The sequence below is a fragment of the Chelatococcus asaccharovorans genome (assembly GCF_003201475.1).
Taxonomy (GTDB): Bacteria; Pseudomonadota; Alphaproteobacteria; order Rhizobiales; family Beijerinckiaceae; genus Chelatococcus; species Chelatococcus asaccharovorans.
In genome coordinates this window covers 37,135-56,758 of the sequence record NZ_QJJK01000018.1, presented here as the reverse complement: position 1 = coordinate 56,758, position 19,624 = coordinate 37,135, and the positions used below count along the sequence as shown (strand labels likewise).

Below are 19,624 nucleotides of genomic sequence, written 5' to 3'. Positions count from 1 at the left end.
AATAATTGATGTGTGTTCGCTCTTCGGATAGGATCCTGCCAACGCGTCGTTAGCCGGCTGGGTCGACCGTCGGGCCGGGTACAAAGTCTGCAGGCGCAAATGGGAGGAGTGGAATGCCTTATCTCGTGAATACGATCGGCCATGTCCAGATAAACGTCACGGATATAGCGGCCGGCATTGAAGATGCGACGGACATCCTGGGATTGACGGTGACCCGGCGCGACGAACGGCAGGTCTGGCTGGCTTCAAATGGCCGCCAAGTCGAACTGGTCTTGCATCAAGCCGACGGCAATGCGACGCGTTCTGTCGGATTTGAGGCGGTATCGGCGGCGGCGGTGGAAGCGGCGGCCCGGCGCGTGCCGGAGGCCGGCTGCCGTATTCTGTCGGAAAGGCCAAGTCTCGACTGCTGCGCTGCCGGCGTCGTCTATGCCACGCCACAGGGGCATGTCTTCGAGATTCACACTCCCATTCCGGATGTGATCTACGGTCGCAGACACTTCACGTCCGGGATCGGCCCCAACCGCATGGACCATGCCAACATCACATCGCCGGAACCGGCCGAAACACAGCGTCAGTTTGAATTGATCATGGGGCTCAAGCTGTCAGAAAAGATGGTCGACGACAGTTTGATCTGGATGAGAGGCGCCAATCGGCAGCATCATATTCTTGGTATCGTGCGGGGGCCGACCGGTCTTCACCATTATTCGTTCGAATTCAACAGCTTTGGCGATTATTGCAAGTTAGGCGACTTGCTGGATCGCAGCGGGCGGGAGCTTGTCTGGGGACCCGGACGGCATCGGCCCGGTGATAATATCTATGCGTACTATCTCGATACCGCGGGCGCGATGGTTGAATGCTCTAGCGGCATGGCCTTGATTGCCGACGACGAGCGCTATGAGCCTAACGTCATCACAGCCTTGAAGCGTCCGGAGAATGTACGCGTGATGAATGTCTGGGGAACGCCGGCGCCTCTTCCGTGGCGTGAGCATTATTTCCCGTTTGCTCCGGTACCGGCCGCGTGATGCATTCGTCCATCTGATTTAATGTATCGTGATCCGTCCCAAGCAGGACAGATGGATCTGATCTGTTGCAGCCATTCCACTAAACTTGATATGCGCAGACTATCGACGCGTGTATCGGCAAAATTGGATCGCATGGACTGATCCAATTTGCGCCTGATCCGCGCTGGCGTGCTCCGGGTCTTGCAAAGAGAGGAATAGGGGTGACGAGAACAATAGCTATTCTCGAAGGTTCCCTGCGCAAAGCGTCTTTGTCGCGCGTCGTTGCACGAGCGGCGGCGGGGCTGTCACCCGCCGGGCTGGAATTCATCGTTCTGCCGAATCCCGGGACGCTGCCGCACTACGATCAGGACGTGATGGCCGCGGGTGTTCCCGCCGCGGTCGAGGCCATGGCCCGGCCCCTATCGCGCGCCGATGCGCTCCTCATCGTGACGCCCGAGTATAACTGGTCCATCCCCGGGGCGTTGAAGAATGCGATCGACTGGCTTTCGCGGCTATCCCCGAACCCGCTGGAGGGGAAACCAGCCGCAATCTGGAGTGTGTCGCCGGGCCTCCTGGGCGGCGCTCGTGCCCATGGGCCCATTCGCCATGTCCTGCACTCCCAGGATATGCGGGTGATGGCGAAGCCTGAGGTCCAGATCGGTGCGGCGCGGGAGAAGATTGACATCGTGTCCGGCACCATCTCTGACGAAACCAGCCGGAGCTTTCTGACGGCGCATCTGACGCGCTTTAGAGATTTTATCGCAGCCTCGGTTTGAGCGGCCGTGGGCGTTTCCCGCCGCGCGCCGGCTTGTCGCGCTGCATCACAACCCTATCTGCAGAAGGAGAGTCCAATGCAGCACAAACTCACCTTTGACTCCGACGGCTTGAAACTGTCAGGCGTCTTGCATGTGCCGGAAGGCCACACGCCGGGGGAAAAGCTTCCGACGTTTATTGTTTTGCACGGATTTGTCGGCACGAAAGACGAGTCTCATGCGGAAATACAGGCGCGTATGCTGGAAGACTTCGGCTATTGCGCCTTTCGTATCGATATGCGCGGATGTGGTGAAAGTGAGGGCGCGCGCGGCCAGGTCCGCTGTTTCGATCAGGTCGCTGACACAAAGAACGCCTTTACCTTCATCGCGCAGCGCGACGAAGTCGATCCCGAGCGTATCGGCGTCATCGGCCATAGTTTTGGTGCGGCGGTCGCCGTCTACACGGCGGGTGTGGATGAGCGCTTTGCCTGCGTCATTTCCTCCTGCGGTTGGGGCGACGGAGAGCGCAAGTTTCGCGGTCAGCATCCCACACCGGAGGCCTGGGCGAAGTTCACCGGGATTCTGGAAGCCGGGCGCAAGCACAAGGAAGAAACAGGCGAAAGCCTTTGGGTATCGCGCTTCGACGTTGTGCCGATTCCCGAGCCGTTGCGCAAGAATCTCTCTCCCAAGGCCTTGTTCGAGGTGCCAGTAGAGACCGCGATAAGCATGTATAATTTCCGGGCGGATGATGTCATTGCGAATATCGCGCCACGCCCTCTGTTGTTGTTCCACACGGCGAACGATTCGATCACGCCGACTGAACAATCCATCCGGATGTTCGAAAAGGCGGGCGCGCCGGCCGAGTTGATGTTGGTAAACGGCACCTCCCATTTCCCGTTGTCGGAGAAGGACGCGCCACGGACACGGGTCTTGATACGGTCCTGGCTTGATCAATTCTTTCCCACGCCGCTCAGGGGGCGATAATGACGCTGGCAGAGACCAGGTCGGCATGCATTGACCTCGAGACATTGAAGGCGTTTTCGGTGAGCCTTCTGGCTGAAGGAGGCTTCCCATCGCCGCGGGCCAAGGAGGTCGCGGATCTCCTGGTCTGGGCCAATGCGCGCGGGATGGATTCGCACGGCGTGTTGCGTATTCCGCGCTACATCGAAATGGTCGAGGAGGGTGTCATCGTACCGGACGCGCAGCCGGAGATCATCCACCGGGCTGGCGCCATCGCAATCCAGGAATCCGGGCGGGCACCGGGGGCGACCGCCATGTGCGCCGCGATGGACGAGGCGGTCGCGATCGCTGGAACGCATGGCATTGGCTGGTGTTCGGCGCGCAATATTACCCATGCCGGCGCGATCGGCTACTATGCAATGCGGGCGGCCCTGGCCGGGCATGTCGGCATCGTGATGACGGCCTCCGGACCTCTCATGGCCTACCACGGCGCGGCCGTTGCCAGCGTCTCCACAAATCCTTTGGCCATCGCGGCGCCGGTCGGGTTCGGCGATCCCATCATCCTCGACATGTCCACCTCAAACGTGGCGTTGGGAAAGATCATGGCGGCCCGTGACGCGGGGACACCTGTTCCGGAGGGCTGGGGCATCGATAAGGACGGGCAGGCGACAACCAATGCGGCCGCGGTGGCGACGCTGCTGCCCCTTGGCGGACCCAAAGGATCGGGTCTGTCGCTCATGATCGAGGTTCTCGCCAGCCTGCTCTGTGCCAATGCGATCATCGCGCCGGCGCTGCGCGGCGGGGAGGCCGGGCGCATGAATGGCATCGCGTTGGCCTTGAATATCGCGGCCTTCGGATCGCGCGCGGGCTTCGAAGAAGATTTGCGCCAATTGGCATCGACAATCCGTGCATTGCCGTCTGCGTCGGGCGTGGATGCAATCCTGATGCCCGGGGAGCGTGGATTTCGCACCGAGGCGGACCGCGCGCTGCGCGGAATTCCTCTGGCGCGGGGTACCTGCAAGCGCCTCGCCAGCCTGGCCGATCGTTTCGGCATTGCGCGGCCCGCTGCGCTTCGTGCCGATCTCTAGCTGTATCGGGGATGGATCAGGGTGGCGTCCAGTAGACGAGAGGAACGCGGGGGCAATCGGATAATCCCGCGTATCACCCCAGTATCCGGTCTGGCCTATCCCCGTACCCGCCGTCAATGCATTGCCAGATTATCGAAAGATTGACTATTTTCGAATAATGGTATTGCCTTGGCAGAATGATAACAGCAGGCCGGCACTGAGGCGACAGACCCTCGGGAATGCCGAAAGGCCTGTCAACTCAATCGCTGAGCGGCCGCGACGAGCCGGACAAAGGGAGGGTGAAGCGATGAAGCGCGCGCGCGTATTCGGAGCTGTTGTGGCCGTGGGACTATGGGCCGCCGGTGCGATTGCGGCGGAGTATCCGACGCGTCCGATCACTTTGCTGCATGGTTACGCGCCGGGCGGAAGCGCCGACACCATAGCACGACTGGTGGCCAAGCCTCTTTCCGAGAGATTGGGCCAGCCGGTTGTCGTCGATCCGAAACCCGGTGCCGGCGGCAATCTCGCCGCAGCGGCAATCGCGCGGGCCGAGCCCGATGGCTATACGATCGGCCTGGTGACAGGGGGACATGCGGTGGCCAAGGGGCTCTACAAGTCATTGGCCTTCGACCCTGTCGACAGTTTCGAGATGGTGTCGAACATCGTCGAATACAACTTTGTTCTCGCGGTGCGCACGGATCATCCTGCCAAGACACTGCAAGAGCTTCTCACTATCGCGAAGCAGGCGCCCGGCTCGGTCAAATACGGATCGGCTGGGATCGGGACGACGCACCACCTGACAGGCGAGCTGCTGAACAAGGTCGCCAGTGTCCAGATGGCGCATATTCCGTACAAGGGCGAGGCCGCTGCGATCACAAGCGTACTCAACGGCGAAATCCCGCTCATCATTGCGAGCCCGGTCACCATCGCGCCGCAGATCAGGGCCGGGAAATTGCGAGCTCTGGCCGTTACGTCCGATCGCCGCTGGGATGGCCTGCCGGATGTGCCGACCGTGGCCGAGGCGGGCCTGAAGGATTTCAATGTCAGCACGTGGGCGGGCATCGTCGCCCCGAAGGGCACGCCGCCTGCGATCATTGCCCGCCTCAATTCCGAAATCGCAAAACTCGTTGCCGACCCCGAAGTGAAAGCGCGCATAGAAGGGGCTGTCGGCGGGGAAATTCACACCAGCACGCCTGCGGAAATGCGCGCCCGGGTCGCGGCGGAAACCACACGTTGGGTGGGGGTGATCAAGGAAGCCGGCATCGCGCAGCAGTGAGCCTACCAGCTCATCGGGTCGAGATTATATGTATCCGGCAAATCAAATCCCTTCGGATACAGGGATGTCGCCCAATCCTCAGCTGCGATCTACCGGCCGCAGTCGCCCCGAAATCACAACGGCCCGCCGATCGTGGCGTATAGGTATGTGTGGATTTGACATGAAAAAGCTTGTCAGCAACCCCAAGGACGTCCTCAGTGGTTTAATCATGGTCATCACCGGGATAGCCTTTTTGGTTGTTGGCCGGGGCTATGAATTCGGCCAGGCGAGTCGCATAGGCCCAGGATTTTTCCCGGCCCTGCTTGCGTCCTTGCTGGTCCTGGTCGGGCTGGCCGTCGGGGTGAAGGGGCTGCGATCGGAGGGCGAGAGCATCCGGGCGTTCGCGACCAAACCAACGCTCCTGATCGTTGCCGCCACGTTGGCATTCGGATTTCTCGTCCGCACCGCCGGGCTTGCCGTCGCATCCGCGGCGGTCGTCCTCATCGCGGCGCTGGCGAGCCCCTCATTCCGCTGGACGCAGGGCATTCTGCTGGCCATCGGCCTGGCCGCGTTGTGCTCAATCGTCTTCGTATTCGCGCTCGGGTTGCCAATACCGGTGGTCGGCCCACTGCTGGGCCGCTAGGGGAGTATTCGGTGTGGATATACTTGCCAATCTCGCTCTAGGCTTTGACGCCGCCTCTACTCCTCTCAATTTGGCATACTGCTTTCTCGGCGTCCTCCTGGGCACGCTGATCGGTGTGCTGCCGGGGTTGGGCCCGGTTGCGACGATCGCCATGCTGCTTCCGATCACCTTCGGCCTGCCGCCCATGGCGGCGCTCATCATGCTGGCCGGAATCTACTACGGTGCACAATACGGCGGATCAACGACGGCGATCCTGATCAACCTGCCTGGCGAATCCTCATCGATGGTCACCGCGCTGGACGGGTATCAGATGGCGCGTCAGGGACGCGCCGGCACGGCGCTGGCGACCGCCGCGCTCGGCTCGTTCTTTGCGGGTACAGTCGCCACGCTTGTGCTGGCGCTGTTCTCCCCGCCGCTGGCCACCCTCGCCCTCAGCTTTGGCGCGACCGAGTATTTCTCGTTGATGGTGCTTGGCCTCGTCGCGTCGATCGTGCTCGCCCATGGATCGCTGCTCAAGGCAATCGGCATGATCCTGATCGGGCTGCTGCTCGGATTGGTCGGAACCGATGTCAATTCAGGTGTGCAGCGGTTCACCTTCGATATCGACAATCTCGCTGACGGGATAAACTTCGTGATCGTGGCGATGGGCGTATTCGCCCTCGGTGAGATCATTCGCAACCTGGAGCACGGTGAAGCGAGCCAGACTGTGGTGAACAAGGTCTCGAGCCTGCTGCTGACCCGTGAGGAATTGAAGCGTATCATCGCCCCGGTGCTCCGCGGGACGGCACTCGGTTCGGTTCTCGGCATCCTGCCGGGCGGTGGCGCGATGCTGGCTTCCTTCGCCGCCTATACGATCGAGAAAAGGATCTCCTCGACGCCAGAGCGCTTCGGCAAGGGGGCGATCGAGGGGGTCGCATCGCCGGAAGCGGCGAACAATGCCGGCGCCCAGACGTCGTTTATTCCCATGCTTACCCTTGGGATACCATCGAATCCCGTCATGGCCCTGATGATTGGTGCGCTCATCATTCAGGGCATCCAGCCCGGGCCGGCGGTCGTGACGGAACAGCCGGAACTGTTCTGGGGCATCATCGCGTCGATGTGGATCGGCAACCTGTTCCTCGTCATCCTGAACCTGCCCCTGGTCGGCCTGTGGGTGCGACTGTTGTCCGTGCCGTATCATCTCCTTTATCCGGCCATTCTGCTTTTCAGTGTTATCGGCGTGCTGAGCATCAGCAACAGCACCTTTGATGTCACGATGCTCGCCATATTCGGCGTTATAGGTTATGTGCTGTGCAAGCTCGATTGCGAGCCGGCGCCGCTGCTTCTCGGATTCATCCTCGGGCCGATGATCGAAGAATATATGAGCCGCGCCCTGCAGCTTTCGAACGGCAATTTCCTGGTCTTTGTCGAACATCCGATCAGCGCTGCCTTGCTGGCGCTGGCGGCATTCGCTCTGGCGATGGTGTTGTGGCCAAGCTTTCGCAAGACGCGGGAGGTTGCGTTCCAGGAGGATGCTTGATGCGCTCCGGGCTCATCCGGAACACGCCCGGTCGAGCCTGGAGGATATCCGGTGAACTGCGGTTCACCGGATATGCAGCCCCATGTCAGGCGGGGCTCACATGCCAAATTCGCTCTACTAGTGGTTCGGCTTCGACATTTGCATCCGCCTGATACGAGCCTCGGAGCAAATGTCGGAGCCACGAGAACCACTAGCAAGTTATTGGTTCTAGTGGAGCTTTTGAATTTGACATTTGATCTGGAGCCTCATGTCAGGCGGGACTCAAATGTCAAATTCGCTCCACTAGTTCAGTCCAAGCTTCCCCCGCAGGGTGGCCAGATCCTCCGCGAGCGTATTCACCGCGCTTGCCAGAACCTTGCGATCGTCGTCGGTCAGCTTGTCATAGGATTGATAGCCATCACCACTCTTGTATTTGGCAAGAGTTGTGCCGACAGTGTTGAAATTATCCGCAACCTTCTTGACGAAAGCGGGATCGTTTTTCTCAATGAGAGGGCGGACAAGGATAAAGATCTTCTCCGATCCGTCAAAATTGCCCTTGAAATCCCAAAGATCGGTGTGGCTGTAGCGATCTTCCTCGCCGGAGATCTTGGTGGCCGCGACCTCTTCCATGAGGGCGGCCGCGCCGCCGACCACCTTTTCCGGCGGGAGCGCCATGTCGGTGATCCGCTGATGCAGCAGGGTCACATCAGCCAGGAGCTTGTCGGCGATCGGCGCCAGGCCGTCCGTGGAGTTCTTCTCCCATAGTCCGTATTCAAGACGATGAAAGCCCGGGAATTCGGGGTTCTTCTCGCCGTTCTCATAGTCATCTGCACGCGAGTCGATAGCGGCGTCGAGATCGCTGAACAGTTCGGCGATCGGCTCGATCGCTTCATAGCTCATGCGGGTCGGCGCAAAGAGGCTCTTGGCCTTGTCGACATTGCCCGCCTTGATCGCATCGGTGAAGGCTTTTGTATCCGTGACAAGCTGTTGCAGTTTCTCGGATACGTAGATCTTATATTCGGCGATCGGTTCGACCAGGTCGAGCGTCGTATTCTGCTGGGCATAGGCTGTTCCGCCGAGGGTGGACATGAGTGCCGTAACGGCGAGGAGATACTTCAATCTCATCGAATGGATCCTTGTGCTATGTCGGTGATGCGTTGCCTGCACGTACAGCTTCGACAAGAGTTCGGCCGAGGTAATCGCCGGGCTCGCGCGCGCCTGGCAGCACGAAGAAGTAGCCGCCGCCGATGGGCTTGAGATATTCCTCGAGCGGCTCGCCATCGAGGCGACGCTGAACCGTAATAAACCCCGCCTCGAGATCGGCCTGGTAACAGATGAACAGAAGACCCTGTTCCAGTTGGCCGGATTTCGTCACACCATTGGAGTAGTTGAAAGGCCGTCGCAGGATCAGGTTCTTCTCCGATCCTGTGGTGCGGGGATTGGCGAGCCGGATATGCGCGTCGAGAGCCGTTACGGTCCCGTGCGGGTCGCCGGCATAATGCGGTGCGTCGAACTCGGTCGTCCCGGTGAAAGGCGCCCCGCTCGACTTGCGGCGCCCCATGATGCGTTCCTGCTCCCCCAGCGGCGTGCGATCCCACCGTTCGACAAAGTTGCGGATGATGCGGATGGCCTGATAGGTGCCGCGCTCGGCCCAGGCCGGTTCGCCCCGCGCCCCGTCGATCCAGAGGATGCGCTGCATCAGCGCCCGGTCACCGGCGTCGGGATTGGCCGAGCCGTCACGAAATCCGAGGAAATTGCGCGCGCTCTCGACACGCCCGTCCGGTCTTGGCGGAATGACGGGGACGCTGCCTTCCTGCTTCCAGCGCAAGACGAGCTTGTCCGGCATCATCTTCATCACGTCGCGCAGCGCGTGGATGTTCGTATCGGGCCGGTTGGCGCAGAACTGCACGGCGATGTCGCCGTGGCAGATGCCGGCGTCGAGCGCGTCGTTTCGAAATCGTGTCATCCGCTGCAGATGCCGCGGCTTCAGCGGCTTGAGCCAGTCGCGGCTGTCAAAAAGCGAAGCACCGACGGAGACCGTGGCGGTCAGGTTGTCCGGGGCGACGACCGGCCCGAGGATTCCCGAATCCGCCGGTGGAAGCTTCGGGTCGAGGTCCGGCGGCCGGCCGCCCTGTGTCAGGAAGGCGAGGCGCTCGGTGAGCATCCGGAAGAGCCCCTCCAGGTCCTTCGGCGTCTTCGCGATGACGTCGAAGGCGGCGATCATGCCGGCCGCGGGCCGCGGCGTGATGATGCCCTGCTGGAAGTCCCCATAGAAGGGCCAGCGGCCCTCGGTTGACGCATCGCCCGTCGGCGCATCGGTGACATGATGTTGCGTTCCGGCATTTCCGGCCCTGTCCTGGGTCTGGGCGTTCGCTTGGGTTGCGGCAAGCGCTGCGGGTGCAGCCAGCGCACCGCCGGCCGCAGCCCCCATACCCAGCAGGAAATGCCGGCGCTCACGGCTCCGAGGCGGCAGGCGGTCATCCGATCCGTTCATGGCTCATCCCAGTGACAGGCGGTTGGAAACCTTGTCGAGCGTGTCGGCAAGTGCCCGGAAGGTCTCAGCGATCGTCCTGCGGCCGGCCACATCCACCTTGTCGTAAGCGACATAGCCGTCGCCGGATTTCAGCGCATCGAGGCTGAGACGGGCGGCCTTCAGCCGCGCGTCGAGTTCCTGGGCGAGATCGCCGGAGCCATCGGGAATGAGGGGGCGTACGAGCCCCGCCATCTTGGCTATGCCGGTCAGGCTCGCGTTCAGATCGGCGAGATCGCTGTGGGCGTAGGCGTTTTCACCGCTCTCGATCTTGCCGTCGGCCAGACGCCTGGCAAGCCGTGCCGCGCCGCCCGACAGGTCGTCGGGCGCCAGTTTCATGGAGCGCATGCGCGCCTTCAGCTCGTTCGCGTCGGCCACCAGCTTGTCAGCGACGGACACGAGCGACGCCGTTTCATTCGCGGCGAATAATCCGTATTCGAGGCGATGGTAGCCGGTGAAATGATCGTCCTTCTCGCGGCGCTCCAGATAGTCGGCGACGGGATCAATCGCGGTCTGGAGATCAGCCCAGCGCATGGCGACGGCTTCGACCCGCCGGTAGGGCAACCGAGAGGGCTCGTAGAGGGCGCGCGCGCCTTCCAGGTCCCCGGACTTGACGGCTTCGGCAAGCTTCTCGGTGGCCGCGACAAGGCTCGCTCCCTGCATCGCCAGAAACACCTTGTACTCCGACAAGGGGCCGATGAAGGCCTTGAGATCGGGCCCTGTGGCGGCCGCGGCATCGGATGCGGCGTTGGCGGTGACGGTCAGGCTGCCGCGGGGGTTGGAAAGCAGCCCGCAGGTGATCTGATATTGTCCGGGCTTCAGGTTCGCAGCCAGTGTCTGCCGCAAGCCCGGAACAATGTTTTCCCGCTCCTCCAGCACCATGATGCCGTCGAGAATCTCCCATTCGACGGGCCGATCAGACGTGTTGTGGATTTCGAACACATGCCGGCCCGCCGGAAGCGTCAGTGCGTTCGGCGTGCACGCCTTGGCTCCTACCTCCACCTTGATGACGGCGGCCGCGTTGCCGCTCTGCCGGCTCACGGTGGCGTAGTAGAAGAGCCCGCCGCTCGCCACCGCAAGGCATGCGGCGCCGACAACGGCAAGGCGCATGAGGCGCGAGGGCACGGGACCGGCTCCGCGTTCGTCGCTCATGGCCGAGGCTCGCTGGCCGATTGCGGAAGCGGGCGCGCCGGGGACGACGCGTCGCCGCGCAGGAAGAGAGCCAGGCTGACGGCGAGGAACGCCAGATACACGACGACTTCGCCCGTCGCGGGCGCTTCCTGGTAGCTGAACAGGCCTGACAGGACTGTCCCCAAGGGGCTGGACGCCGGCAGGATGTCGCTGAGATCGTAGGCGCGGCCCTGCCAGAGATTCCACAGGCCCGCCTCATGGAGATTGCGCAGGGCGCTCGAGAGGATGCCGGCCGCGACAAGGAGGATGAAAGCGCCTGTCCAGTTGAAAAAACGGCGCATGTTGATCCTGATGCCGCCGATATAGACGAGATAGCCGACAGCGACAGCGCAGAGGAGGCCGGCGAGAGCGCCCAAGGGCGCTAGCGGGCTCGGGCTTTGCTGGAAGATCGCGAGAAGGAAGAAGACCGATTCCAGACCTTCGCGCATCACCGCAAAAAACACCATTGCGACGAGAGCCCATCCGCCGGCCGATCCTGGCTGGAAGGCGTCATCGATCGCGTGGTGGAGTTGCAATTTCATGGAGCGCGCCGCCTTGCGCATCCAGAAGACCATCGACACGAGAACGCCCACCGCGACCAGCCCCACAAGCGCCTCAAAAAGCTCCTGGGCTTTCTGCGGAAATTCAGCGCTGACCAGTTGCAGTCCGGCACCGACGAGGAGCGAAGCAGCCACCGCCAGGAAAATCCCGACCCAGACCACTGGCATCCACGCGGAGCGGCCGGTTTGCCGGAGGTAACTCGCGATGATGCCCGTAATCAGGGCCGCTTCGATGCCTTCGCGCAGCATGACGAGAAACGGAGCAAGCGTCTTGGGACCCCCTTGCTCGGATATCGAGCTGAGACCTAGAGCATTTTCGAGCGAAGTGGAAACCGGTTCGCGTGAAGAAAATGCGTGAAAACAAAGACCTGGGGCATGTTCGGTGAACTGGAGTTCACAGGACATGCTCCAGGCGGATGGCCTATGTATAGCGCCGCGGCCGGCGAAATCAACAGCACATGAAAGAATCTTGTTTTGAATTAATCTAATAAAAATCAGGGGATTGCGGATAACGCGAGAGCCCGTCGGTGCGGACTCGGTTGCGGTCCTGGCTTTGATTACTTTGTAATTCTTCCAACGTATAGATTTAACTTGCTTCGCAGCCGAATGGCGGCGAGACATAGGGCCCCGCCCGCCTCGCGTTCGGCTCATCTTCTCGGGCTTGCCGGTCCGGTCGGGCCCGCGTGATGTCGACCTGAGGCCTGCGCCCTTCGCGGTATCGCGCCGATGTTCTAGTGGTTCTGCTCCGATATTTGCATCTGCCTGATACGGGCCTTGGAGCCAATGTCGGAGTCAAGAGAACCACTAGCAAGTTATTGGTTCTAGTAGAGCTTTTGAATTTGACATTTGATCGGGAGCTTCATGTCAGGCGGGACTCACATGTCAAATTCGCTCCACCAGCCAAGTGCGGGAGCCTGATGGAAGGACGGTTCTTCATGGTACAGCACCGCAGCAATGTGACGGTCGCCCGTTCCATCGATCCCGACGCCTGTTTGCCCGGACGACCAGACGCTGAGCGCGCGGCGCCGCCCTCGCTGCAACAAGGACTTCACCCACGATGAGCGATACAATCACTGTTCACGAGAACGGCCAGCCGATCACCTTCACGTTCGCGGAGATACTCAAATACCACGGCTTCGGCTTTCCCGGCGGTGTGGCCCATGCCTTCAAGGTGATGCAGCGGGCGTTCCCCCTGCTCGACGGTGGCAATCCCCCGGAACGGCGCGAACTGTCGATGGACACGGCCTTTCCGGGCCCCGGCGGGCGTGATGCCTTTGAGATGGTGACGCGCATGGTGACGGCGGGGCGTTACAACGTCGATCTCGCGCTGGCCGGTGACGACGTGCTTTCAAGCCCGAAGGGGCGTTATCTCTTCCGCTTCCACTATCGCGGCAAGACGATCGACCTTACCCTGCGTCCTGGCCTTGTTCGTGATGAATTCATCGCTCTTGCGGCGAAGGAAAACCGCACCGCTGCGGAAGAGGAGCGCCTTGTCTGGTTGAAGAACGACATGGCGCAGCGGCTTCTGAGCAAATCGGCCAGCGAGGTTTACGACGCCAAGATCCTCTAATACTCATGACCCTAGCGGCCTCGGCCGGCGGCGGGCTTTCCCGTTCTCGATGGGCGGCCTCGCAAGGGCCGGCCACGACCCACGTGCTCGCCTTGAACCAAGTGCTATTCGAGCGCGGCTTCGGCGAAGCCCGTTCCACATGGTGATCGACCGCAACGGGAGAAACAAATAGCAATAGCGGAAGCATAGTCACGTCCAAGCTCAATAGCCTCCAATAAGATTTACACAGAAAACCACTCTTGCTACGAAAAAGTGGGCTGTGGCGATTCGCGCAGATTTTGCGCTGAGCTGTGCTGTTTGGGGGGGTGAATGAACACGACCATTCAGGTCTGCGGTGTAATCGAACGCGCGCGCCAAACCGTTGAGCATTGTGCTCAGCCGCGCGGCGGTTTCCGCCTTCAACTCCTTGCGGGTATCAGTGCTTCTGCGGTTGTGCTCGCGGCCGGATCCGCACGGTCGGAAGCGGTCCTCATCAATAACCCGCCCCTGCTCATCAAGCGCGTGGAGACGGGTGCCAAGGGCAGCGATGCCTACTCCACGGGAATGTGGTGGTGGTATAAGGCGTATGAGGCAATGGCCGGGAGTGGCGGGCCCCTCCTCGACTACCGGAACAATACCGTCATCAACACTGGCATCGCACAGCGCGCCATCGAGTTCGGCTCCATCGGAGGGCAGGGCGGCACCGGGCTGAAGTCCGATATGGGCGGTGCCACAGGCGGCGCGGGCGGTACCGTGACCTTTGTCCAGGCCGCATCGGCCGTCCAGACCGGAGATCCGACGTCCGGCACGGCACCGGCTTCGCTATCGTCTCTTCTTGGCGTGTACTCGATCGGTGGCCGTGGCGGCGCCGGTAATCTCGCCGTCATGGACGATCACCTGGAACTTTACGCCTCCGCCGGGGCTGGTGGTGCCGGTGGAGACGTGACAGTCACCCATCAATCCAGTCTGGAGACCTTTGCCCGCTATCTCGGTGGCATTGTCGTGTCCTCGAAGGGCGGCGCCGGGGGCGCGGAGGGCATTCTTTCGGGAGGGTCGGCTGCAGCCGGTGCCGGCATGGGCGGAGCAAGCGGCCTTGCCAAGCTTACGATCGACAAGGGCGCATCGGTGACGACGCATGGCACGGGCGCCGCGGCCGTCGTCATTGAATCCATCGGCGGCGACGGTTCCCGCGCCCACGGCCAGGATTCCGCGGGCGGACATGCCGGCAGCGCCGCGCGATCCGACAACCGGCCGTCCATCTCCTTGTCGAGCGCCGGATCCATCAAGACGACGGGAGATTACGCGCCGGCATTCGTGTTGCAAAGCGTGGGCGGCAAAGGGGGCAAGGGCGGCACCGCTGCTGGCGGTGGCCGTGGCAGCGATGGCGGCGCCGGTGGTGCAGGCGGTCATATCGAGGCGACCCTATCGGGCTCCATCGAGACCTCCGGCAATTTCGCCTATGGCCTCGTCGCGCAATCCGTCGGTGGAACGGGCGGGTTTGGCGGAGACGGTTTCGTTTACGGCGGCGGCGGCGGCGCTGCGGGTAACGCCGGCCGGGTCACGCTCTCCAATGCGGGCACCATCACGACGAAGGGTGAGGGCAGCTCCGCCATGGTGGCGCAGAGTGTCGGCGGGGGCAACGCGGTACTCGCCTTCCAGTCCAACCTCGTCAATCCCCCGGCGGGCGGCGGTGGCGCCGGCGGCGATGCGTCGTTCGTGTTTTTCGCCTCGGGCGGGCCGGGGGGCACCGGCGGCAACGGCGACACGGTGACCGTCACCAATGCCAACCGCATCGATACCGAGGGCAAGAACGCGTTCGGCATGCTCGCGCAGAGCGTCGGCGGCGGTGGCGGGGGTGGTGGTGACGCCTCCGCTTATGGTCTGATCTATACCAAGGCGTTGGGAGGCTCTGCCGGCGGTGGCGGTGACGGCCGCGCTGTCACGGTCAATAATATCGCGAGCGCCGGCGGGGCGGGCTCCGCGGATGGACGCGGCATTGCCACGAAGGGCGAAGGCGCCTCCGGTATCGTCGCCCAGTCGATCGGCGGCGGCGGTGGTGTCGGCGGTTCGGCCGAGGCGCGGACCTTCGGCGTCCAGGCCGCGGTCGCTATCGCGCTCGGCGCGAATGGCGGTCCTGGCGGATCGGGTGATACGGTCCAGATATCCAATGCGACCTCCATCACGACCAGCGGCGTGCGGGCGAACGGCATCGAGGCCATGAGCATCGGCGGCGGCGGCGGCATTGCAGGAGCCTCGCTTGCCCAGGCGGCATCGTTCGGCGCCATCAAGCAGCTGCCGAATATCGCCGTTGCCGTGGCTCTGGGCGCGACTGGCGGCAAGGGCGGCAGCGCCAAGGATGTCACGGTCAACAATACCGGACAGATCACAACGAACGGAAGCGATGCGCTCGGTATCGTCGGCTTGAGTATCGGCGGTGGCGGCGGACGCGGCGGCTTTGCGGACGCTACGGCATCGACCGTGGGCGGCAACAGCATCGTGAATGTCGGCGTCTCGGTCGGGATCGGCGGCAGTGGCGGCGCCGGCGGATCAGGTGGGACGGTCCGCATCACCAACAACAAGGCGGTGAAGACGACCGGCGACCAGGCGACCGCAATGATGGCGGGGAGCATCGGCGGTGGCGGCGGGGCCGGCGGTGGCGCCGACGTGGCGGGCTATTCGCTCGGCCTCAGCAAGGCTGCCTCGATCAATGTCAGCCTCGGCGGGGACGGTGGCTCCGGAAACGCCGGCGGCACCGTCAATCTCAGCAACAGCGGCAGCATCGATACCGCGGGCTTTGCCGCCATGGGCATGCATGCGCTGAGCGTGGGCGGCGGCGGCGGCGTCGGCGGGGTGGGCATTTCGAAATCATCCACGCGTCTTCCCGGCAGTGCGGGCAGCGTTCCCGCATCGGCCGTGACGAGCGTCGCCGCGACGGTCGCCGTGGGCGGCAAGGGCGGCAGTGGCGGCGTCGGTGGCGCGGTGGATCTGTCGAATACGGGCTCGATCCTGACCACGGGTGCCGACGCCCGGGGGATTCTGGCGCAGTCGATCGGCGGCGGCGGTGGCTTGGCGGCTTCGGGCCATGCGAGCACCGACAACAAGGTCCAGGGGTCTTTCGTCATCGGCGGCGACGGCGGCAGCGGCAACAACGGCGGCCTGGTCACGGTCGCGAACAAATCCGGCGCCACCATCGAGACGCATGGCGAGGGCGCCTTCGGCATTCAGGCGCAGTCGATCGGCGGCGGTGGCGGCAGCGGCGGCAGTGGGTCGGCCGGTCCGGTGGATGATCTGACCGCGACCCTCATCAGGGAAGCGAAGTCCTTCGGCATGAAGAGCGCCGTGCTCAAATATCTGCCGAAACTCGCCGCGCGGAGGAAATGGTCGCACAGCGCCCCGGTTACGGTGTCCTATGGCCAGAGCATTGGCGGCAAGGGTGGCGCCGGCGGTTTTGGCGGCACCGTCACGCTGAGTAACGCGGGCACGATTTCGACCTTCGGCACCGGCGCTGCCGGCATCTTCGCGCAGTCGATCGGCGGCGGCGGCGGCAATGGTGGCGCCTCCACGACACCCGGCGCCAAGCTCGTGAATGTGAAGGTCAGCCTTGGCGGGGCCGGCGGCGCGGGCGGAGACGGGGGATCCGTCACAGTCACCAATACGGGTAAGATCCTGACCGAAGGCGTTTCGGGCTTCGGCATTCTCGGGCAGTCGATCGGCGGCGGCGGTGGTCTCGGCAGCACCGGTATCGACGAAGGCGGCTCGCCGTTCGATCCCGTCACGTTGACGGCTGGCGGCGCCGGTGGCGCCTACGGTTCCGGCCAAAGGGTGATCATCGACAACATCGGGTCGATCAGCACGACCGGCGCGGAAGCCCATGGCGTGGTCGCCCAATCCATCGGCGGCGGCGGCGGGTTGATCCTCCTCAATCGTCGCGACGTCAACGCCGCGGCCGACCTCAAGGGCGTGCTCAACAGCGCCGAGAAGGACTTCCTGAAGCGCTACGATATCAACGTGGATGCCGCCATCGCGGAAGCCGAGGCGGCGCGGCGTGCGAACCCGTCTCAGAAGCAGGCCTACAAGCTGGAGCTCGGCGGCAGCGGCGTGCAGGGTAATGGCGGCGCCGTGACGGTGAAGTCGTCTGATGCGATCGCCACCTCCGGCCGGAATGCCTTTGGCATCCTGGCGCAGTCCATCGGCGGCGGCGGTGGCCTTGTCAGCGGAGGCGAAGCCAGCGGTGCGACGACGGTCGCCACGACAGGCCGGCTCGGCGGCGTTGCCGGGGCCCGCGGCTCGGCCGACCAGGTGACCGTGGAAATGAGCGCCGGCAGCACGACGAAGACCACGGGGGCGGGCGCGACGGCGATCCTCGCGCAATCGATCGGCGGTGGGGGCGGCTATAGCGGTGCCTTGTCGACCGGCACGGTCGGCTATGCGAGCTTTCTCGACAGCGTGAATCGCGCCTCAGGGCGTGGCGGCACGGTCCGCATCGAAATGTCCGGCAGCAAGGGCCAAACCGAGATCAGCACGACGGGAGACAACGCCCACGGCATCGTGGCCCAGAGCCTCGGCGGTGGCGGCGGCATTCTGGCCGATGCAAAGGGCATCGTGCTCCCGCAGCTGACGCCGACGGCCGGTATCCGTTCGGGTGCTGAGCAGTCGGGCGGCTCTATCACCGTTGATCTGCGCGGCAAGATCGATACCGCCGGCGCAGGCTCGGTTGGCATCTTCGCCCAGAGCGGCATGCAGTCGTCGTCGGGTGCGGTTCTCGAGGGCAGTTCGCTCGGGCAGATCGCCATCACCTTCGACGGGACCGTGAACGGCGGTTCGGGGGAAGGCGCGGCAATCAGGCTGGATGGCGGACAGGCGAACAAGCTGACCTTCACCAAAGGGTCGGTCATCAAGGCACGCTCGGACCGGGCCATTCTCGCCTCCCATGGCGAGGAGACCATCCACAACAGCGGCACGGTCATCGGTGATCTCGTGCTCGCGCAGGGAACCCGCGAGGTCAATATCTTCAACAACTATGAGGATGGGACCTATCGCACGGGCGGGCGCGGCATTGCCGATCTCGGCCCATCCGGCCGCTTCAACAACGACGGCATCTTCGATGTCGGCGGGCGCGGCAGCATCGCCACGGCGGCCCTCAAGGGGCACTTCTCGCAAAGCGACAGCGGCCGGCTGCAGGTCGACGTGAGCAGCACGCAGCTCGCGGGCCAACCGCGCAGCGATCTGCTGCGCGTCGACGGATCTATGGATCTCGGCGGCACCATCGAGCCCTATGCCGTTGGCGGCCTGCGGCCGGAAACCTTCCGCGTCGCGACATCGACGGGCACGCTGACGGTGTTGCCGGACCTCAAGGCTGAAGCGAACTCGGCCAGTCCTATCCGCTGGACAGCCAAGGCCGGTGGCAACGCGGTCGACATCACGCCGACGGCCGCTTTCAACGCGCCCGCTGGCGTTGAACTCACGCCGACCGAAACGGCCGCCTTGGGGCATCTGCAGCAGATCTGGGACAGCGGCGCGATTTCGGCCGGGAACGCCAAGACGTTCGGTGATCTCGCCAATGTCACCTCCGTGTCGGACTATCGCGAGGCAATCGACAGCATGTCCCCGGACGAGTCGGTCAGCGTTGCGGCGTCGCAGACGCTCGGCGCCGGCGTATCGATGGGCATGGCGATGAGCTGCCCTGCCTTTGCCGGAACCGGCACGCTGCTCCAGGAAACAAGCTGCGCCTGGGCGCGGGTGACGGGAAGCTGGACCCGGCAATCCTCGTCCCATGACGTGACGGGATACAGCCAGCGTGCCGCGACTTACCGCCTCGGCGCGCAGCATGAGTTCGCGAAGGACTGGTTCCTGGGCGGCACCATCGGTTACACCCACTCGAACCTCTCCGACAGCCACGGCTTCTCGAAGACGTCGGGTGACGCTCTTGATGTGTCTCTCGCGCTCAAGCATCAGATCGGGCCTTGGCTCCTTGCAGCCTCGGGGCATATCGGCTGGGGGCGCTACGACACGGACCGTGTGCTGAACATCGGGCCTTCGCTTGCGGCATCCGGTGGGACGTCGACCGTGTGGACCGCCGCCGGGCGGTTGCGGGCGAGCTATGAGGTCGTGCGGGACAACTGGTACCTCAAGCCCTATGCAGATCTCGACCTCATGTACACCTCCATGCCCGGTTACAACGAGACCGGCAGTGGCCTGACGCACCTGCGTTTCGCGTCCGCGCAGCAATGGAACGTCGCCTTCACGCCGGCGGTCGAGATCGGCGGGCGTATCGATATCAACCCGGATATGTGGCTGCGGCCCTATGCATCGGTTGGTATCACCTTCCTCGCGAAGGACAGCATGCGCATCGGCGTCGGCTTCACGGATTCGCTCGCGCCGGTTCAGGACTTCATGGCGGAGGCCGCGATGCCGGGCCGCCTCGTCAATCTGACAGCCGGTGCCCAGCTCTACAGCAATGACAGTTATGATCTGCGCGCCGAATACAAGGCGGGCATCGGTGACAAATATCTGTCGCAAGAGGTCAGCGCGCGCCTGTCGATACCGTTCTGATCGGGCTACCGTCCGTCCTTCACATATGCCTCACGGGCCGGCCGTGGTCCGCTGATCGCGGATCGCCGCCGCCGCGGCGGCAACCTT

13 protein-coding genes are annotated in these 19,624 nt (G+C 63.3%); 9 read left to right on the top strand and 4 right to left on the bottom strand.

The annotated features are described in order from the left end of the window. Positions 1–113 precede the first annotated feature (113 nt). From C7450_RS30140 to C7450_RS30110, 7 genes are all read left to right on the top strand, one after another. Positions 114–1,022, top strand: a complete 909-nt coding sequence (locus C7450_RS30140; RefSeq protein ID WP_110378204.1) for a VOC family protein — start codon at positions 114–116, stop codon at positions 1,020–1,022. A 200-nt stretch (positions 1,023–1,222) separates the two neighbouring features. Then, complete coding sequence (locus C7450_RS30135) at positions 1,223–1,777, top strand: NADPH-dependent FMN reductase (RefSeq protein WP_210206581.1); 555 nt, start codon at positions 1,223–1,225, stop codon at positions 1,775–1,777. Positions 1,778–1,852: 75 nt separating this feature from the next. Next, positions 1,853–2,737 (top strand): alpha/beta hydrolase, encoded by an 885-nt coding sequence (locus C7450_RS30130; protein WP_110378202.1) that lies wholly within the window; start codon positions 1,853–1,855, stop codon positions 2,735–2,737. Beyond that, the gene (locus tag C7450_RS30125) at positions 2,737–3,801 is read left to right on the top strand and encodes an Ldh family oxidoreductase (RefSeq protein ID WP_110378201.1); all 1,065 of its coding nucleotides are present in this window, start codon (positions 2,737–2,739) and stop codon (positions 3,799–3,801) included. The genes C7450_RS30130 and C7450_RS30125 overlap by 1 nt, the downstream gene beginning before the upstream one ends. 286 nt (positions 3,802–4,087) lie before the next feature. Next, a complete protein-coding gene (locus tag C7450_RS30120) occupies positions 4,088–5,056 on the top strand; it encodes a Bug family tripartite tricarboxylate transporter substrate binding protein (RefSeq protein WP_110378200.1) in 969 nt (322 codons plus the stop codon). Between the two features lie 160 nt (positions 5,057–5,216). Then, positions 5,217–5,678: a tripartite tricarboxylate transporter TctB family protein gene (locus tag C7450_RS30115; RefSeq protein ID WP_170147523.1), complete on the top strand. Its 462-nt coding sequence runs from the start codon at positions 5,217–5,219 to the stop codon at positions 5,676–5,678. Positions 5,679–5,691: 13 nt separating this feature from the next. Further along, positions 5,692–7,197 carry a tripartite tricarboxylate transporter permease gene (locus tag C7450_RS30110; protein ID WP_110378198.1) on the top strand — a complete coding sequence of 502 codons (1,506 nt, stop codon included), beginning with the start codon at positions 5,692–5,694 and terminating at the stop codon, positions 7,195–7,197. Positions 7,198–7,479: 282 nt separating this feature from the next. Here the strand turns inward: C7450_RS30110 and efeO (C7450_RS30105) are convergent, their stop codons facing one another. Genes efeO (C7450_RS30105) through efeU form a run of 4 tightly spaced genes read right to left on the bottom strand, consistent with a single transcriptional unit; the run spans position 7,480 to position 11,730 of the window. Beyond that, complete coding sequence (gene efeO / locus C7450_RS30105; protein ID WP_110378197.1) at positions 7,480–8,301, bottom strand: iron uptake system protein EfeO; 822 nt, start codon at positions 8,299–8,301, stop codon at positions 7,480–7,482. A gap of 16 nt (positions 8,302–8,317) precedes the next feature. Then, entirely contained in the window at positions 8,318–9,670 is a 1,353-nt protein-coding gene (gene efeB, locus C7450_RS30100) for an iron uptake transporter deferrochelatase/peroxidase subunit (protein ID WP_110378196.1), read from the bottom strand. Positions 9,671–9,673: 3 nt separating this feature from the next. After that, entirely contained in the window at positions 9,674–10,858 is a 1,185-nt protein-coding gene (gene efeO, locus C7450_RS30095; RefSeq protein ID WP_110378195.1) for an iron uptake system protein EfeO, read from the bottom strand. Further along, positions 10,855–11,730, bottom strand: a complete 876-nt coding sequence (gene efeU / locus C7450_RS30090) for an iron uptake transporter permease EfeU (RefSeq protein ID WP_281064292.1) — start codon at positions 11,728–11,730, stop codon at positions 10,855–10,857. Before efeU ends, efeO (C7450_RS30095) begins: the two co-directional genes overlap by 4 nt. Positions 11,731–12,493: 763 nt before the next feature. On the opposite strand from efeU, the gene C7450_RS30085 reads away from it, so the two are divergent. Beyond that, a complete protein-coding gene (locus C7450_RS30085; RefSeq protein WP_110378193.1) occupies positions 12,494–13,006 on the top strand; it encodes a hypothetical protein in 513 nt (170 codons plus the stop codon). Positions 13,007–13,315: 309 nt separating this feature from the next. After that, a complete protein-coding gene (locus C7450_RS34960) occupies positions 13,316–19,537 on the top strand; it encodes an autotransporter outer membrane beta-barrel domain-containing protein (RefSeq protein ID WP_110378192.1) in 6,222 nt (2,073 codons plus the stop codon). Positions 19,538–19,624 lie beyond the last annotated feature (87 nt).

Coding starts and splice junctions, on each gene's coding strand:
- C7450_RS30130 (WP_110378202.1), top strand. CDS start 1,853: ATGCAGCACAAACTCACCTTTGACTCCGACGGCTTGAAACTGTCAGGC.
- C7450_RS30120 (WP_110378200.1), top strand. CDS start 4,088: ATGAAGCGCGCGCGCGTATTCGGAGCTGTTGTGGCCGTGGGACTATGG.
- efeO (WP_110378197.1), bottom strand. CDS start 8,301: ATGAGATTGAAGTATCTCCTCGCCGTTACGGCACTCATGTCCACCCTC.
- efeO (WP_110378195.1), bottom strand. CDS start 10,858: ATGAGCGACGAACGCGGAGCCGGTCCCGTGCCCTCGCGCCTCATGCGC.
- C7450_RS30140 (WP_110378204.1), top strand. CDS start 114: ATGCCTTATCTCGTGAATACGATCGGCCATGTCCAGATAAACGTCACG.
- efeB (WP_110378196.1), bottom strand. CDS start 9,670: ATGAACGGATCGGATGACCGCCTGCCGCCTCGGAGCCGTGAGCGCCGG.
- C7450_RS30085 (WP_110378193.1), top strand. CDS start 12,494: ATGAGCGATACAATCACTGTTCACGAGAACGGCCAGCCGATCACCTTC.
- C7450_RS30115 (WP_170147523.1), top strand. CDS start 5,217: ATGAAAAAGCTTGTCAGCAACCCCAAGGACGTCCTCAGTGGTTTAATC.
- C7450_RS30125 (WP_110378201.1), top strand. CDS start 2,737: ATGACGCTGGCAGAGACCAGGTCGGCATGCATTGACCTCGAGACATTG.
- C7450_RS34960 (WP_110378192.1), top strand. CDS start 13,316: ATGAACACGACCATTCAGGTCTGCGGTGTAATCGAACGCGCGCGCCAA.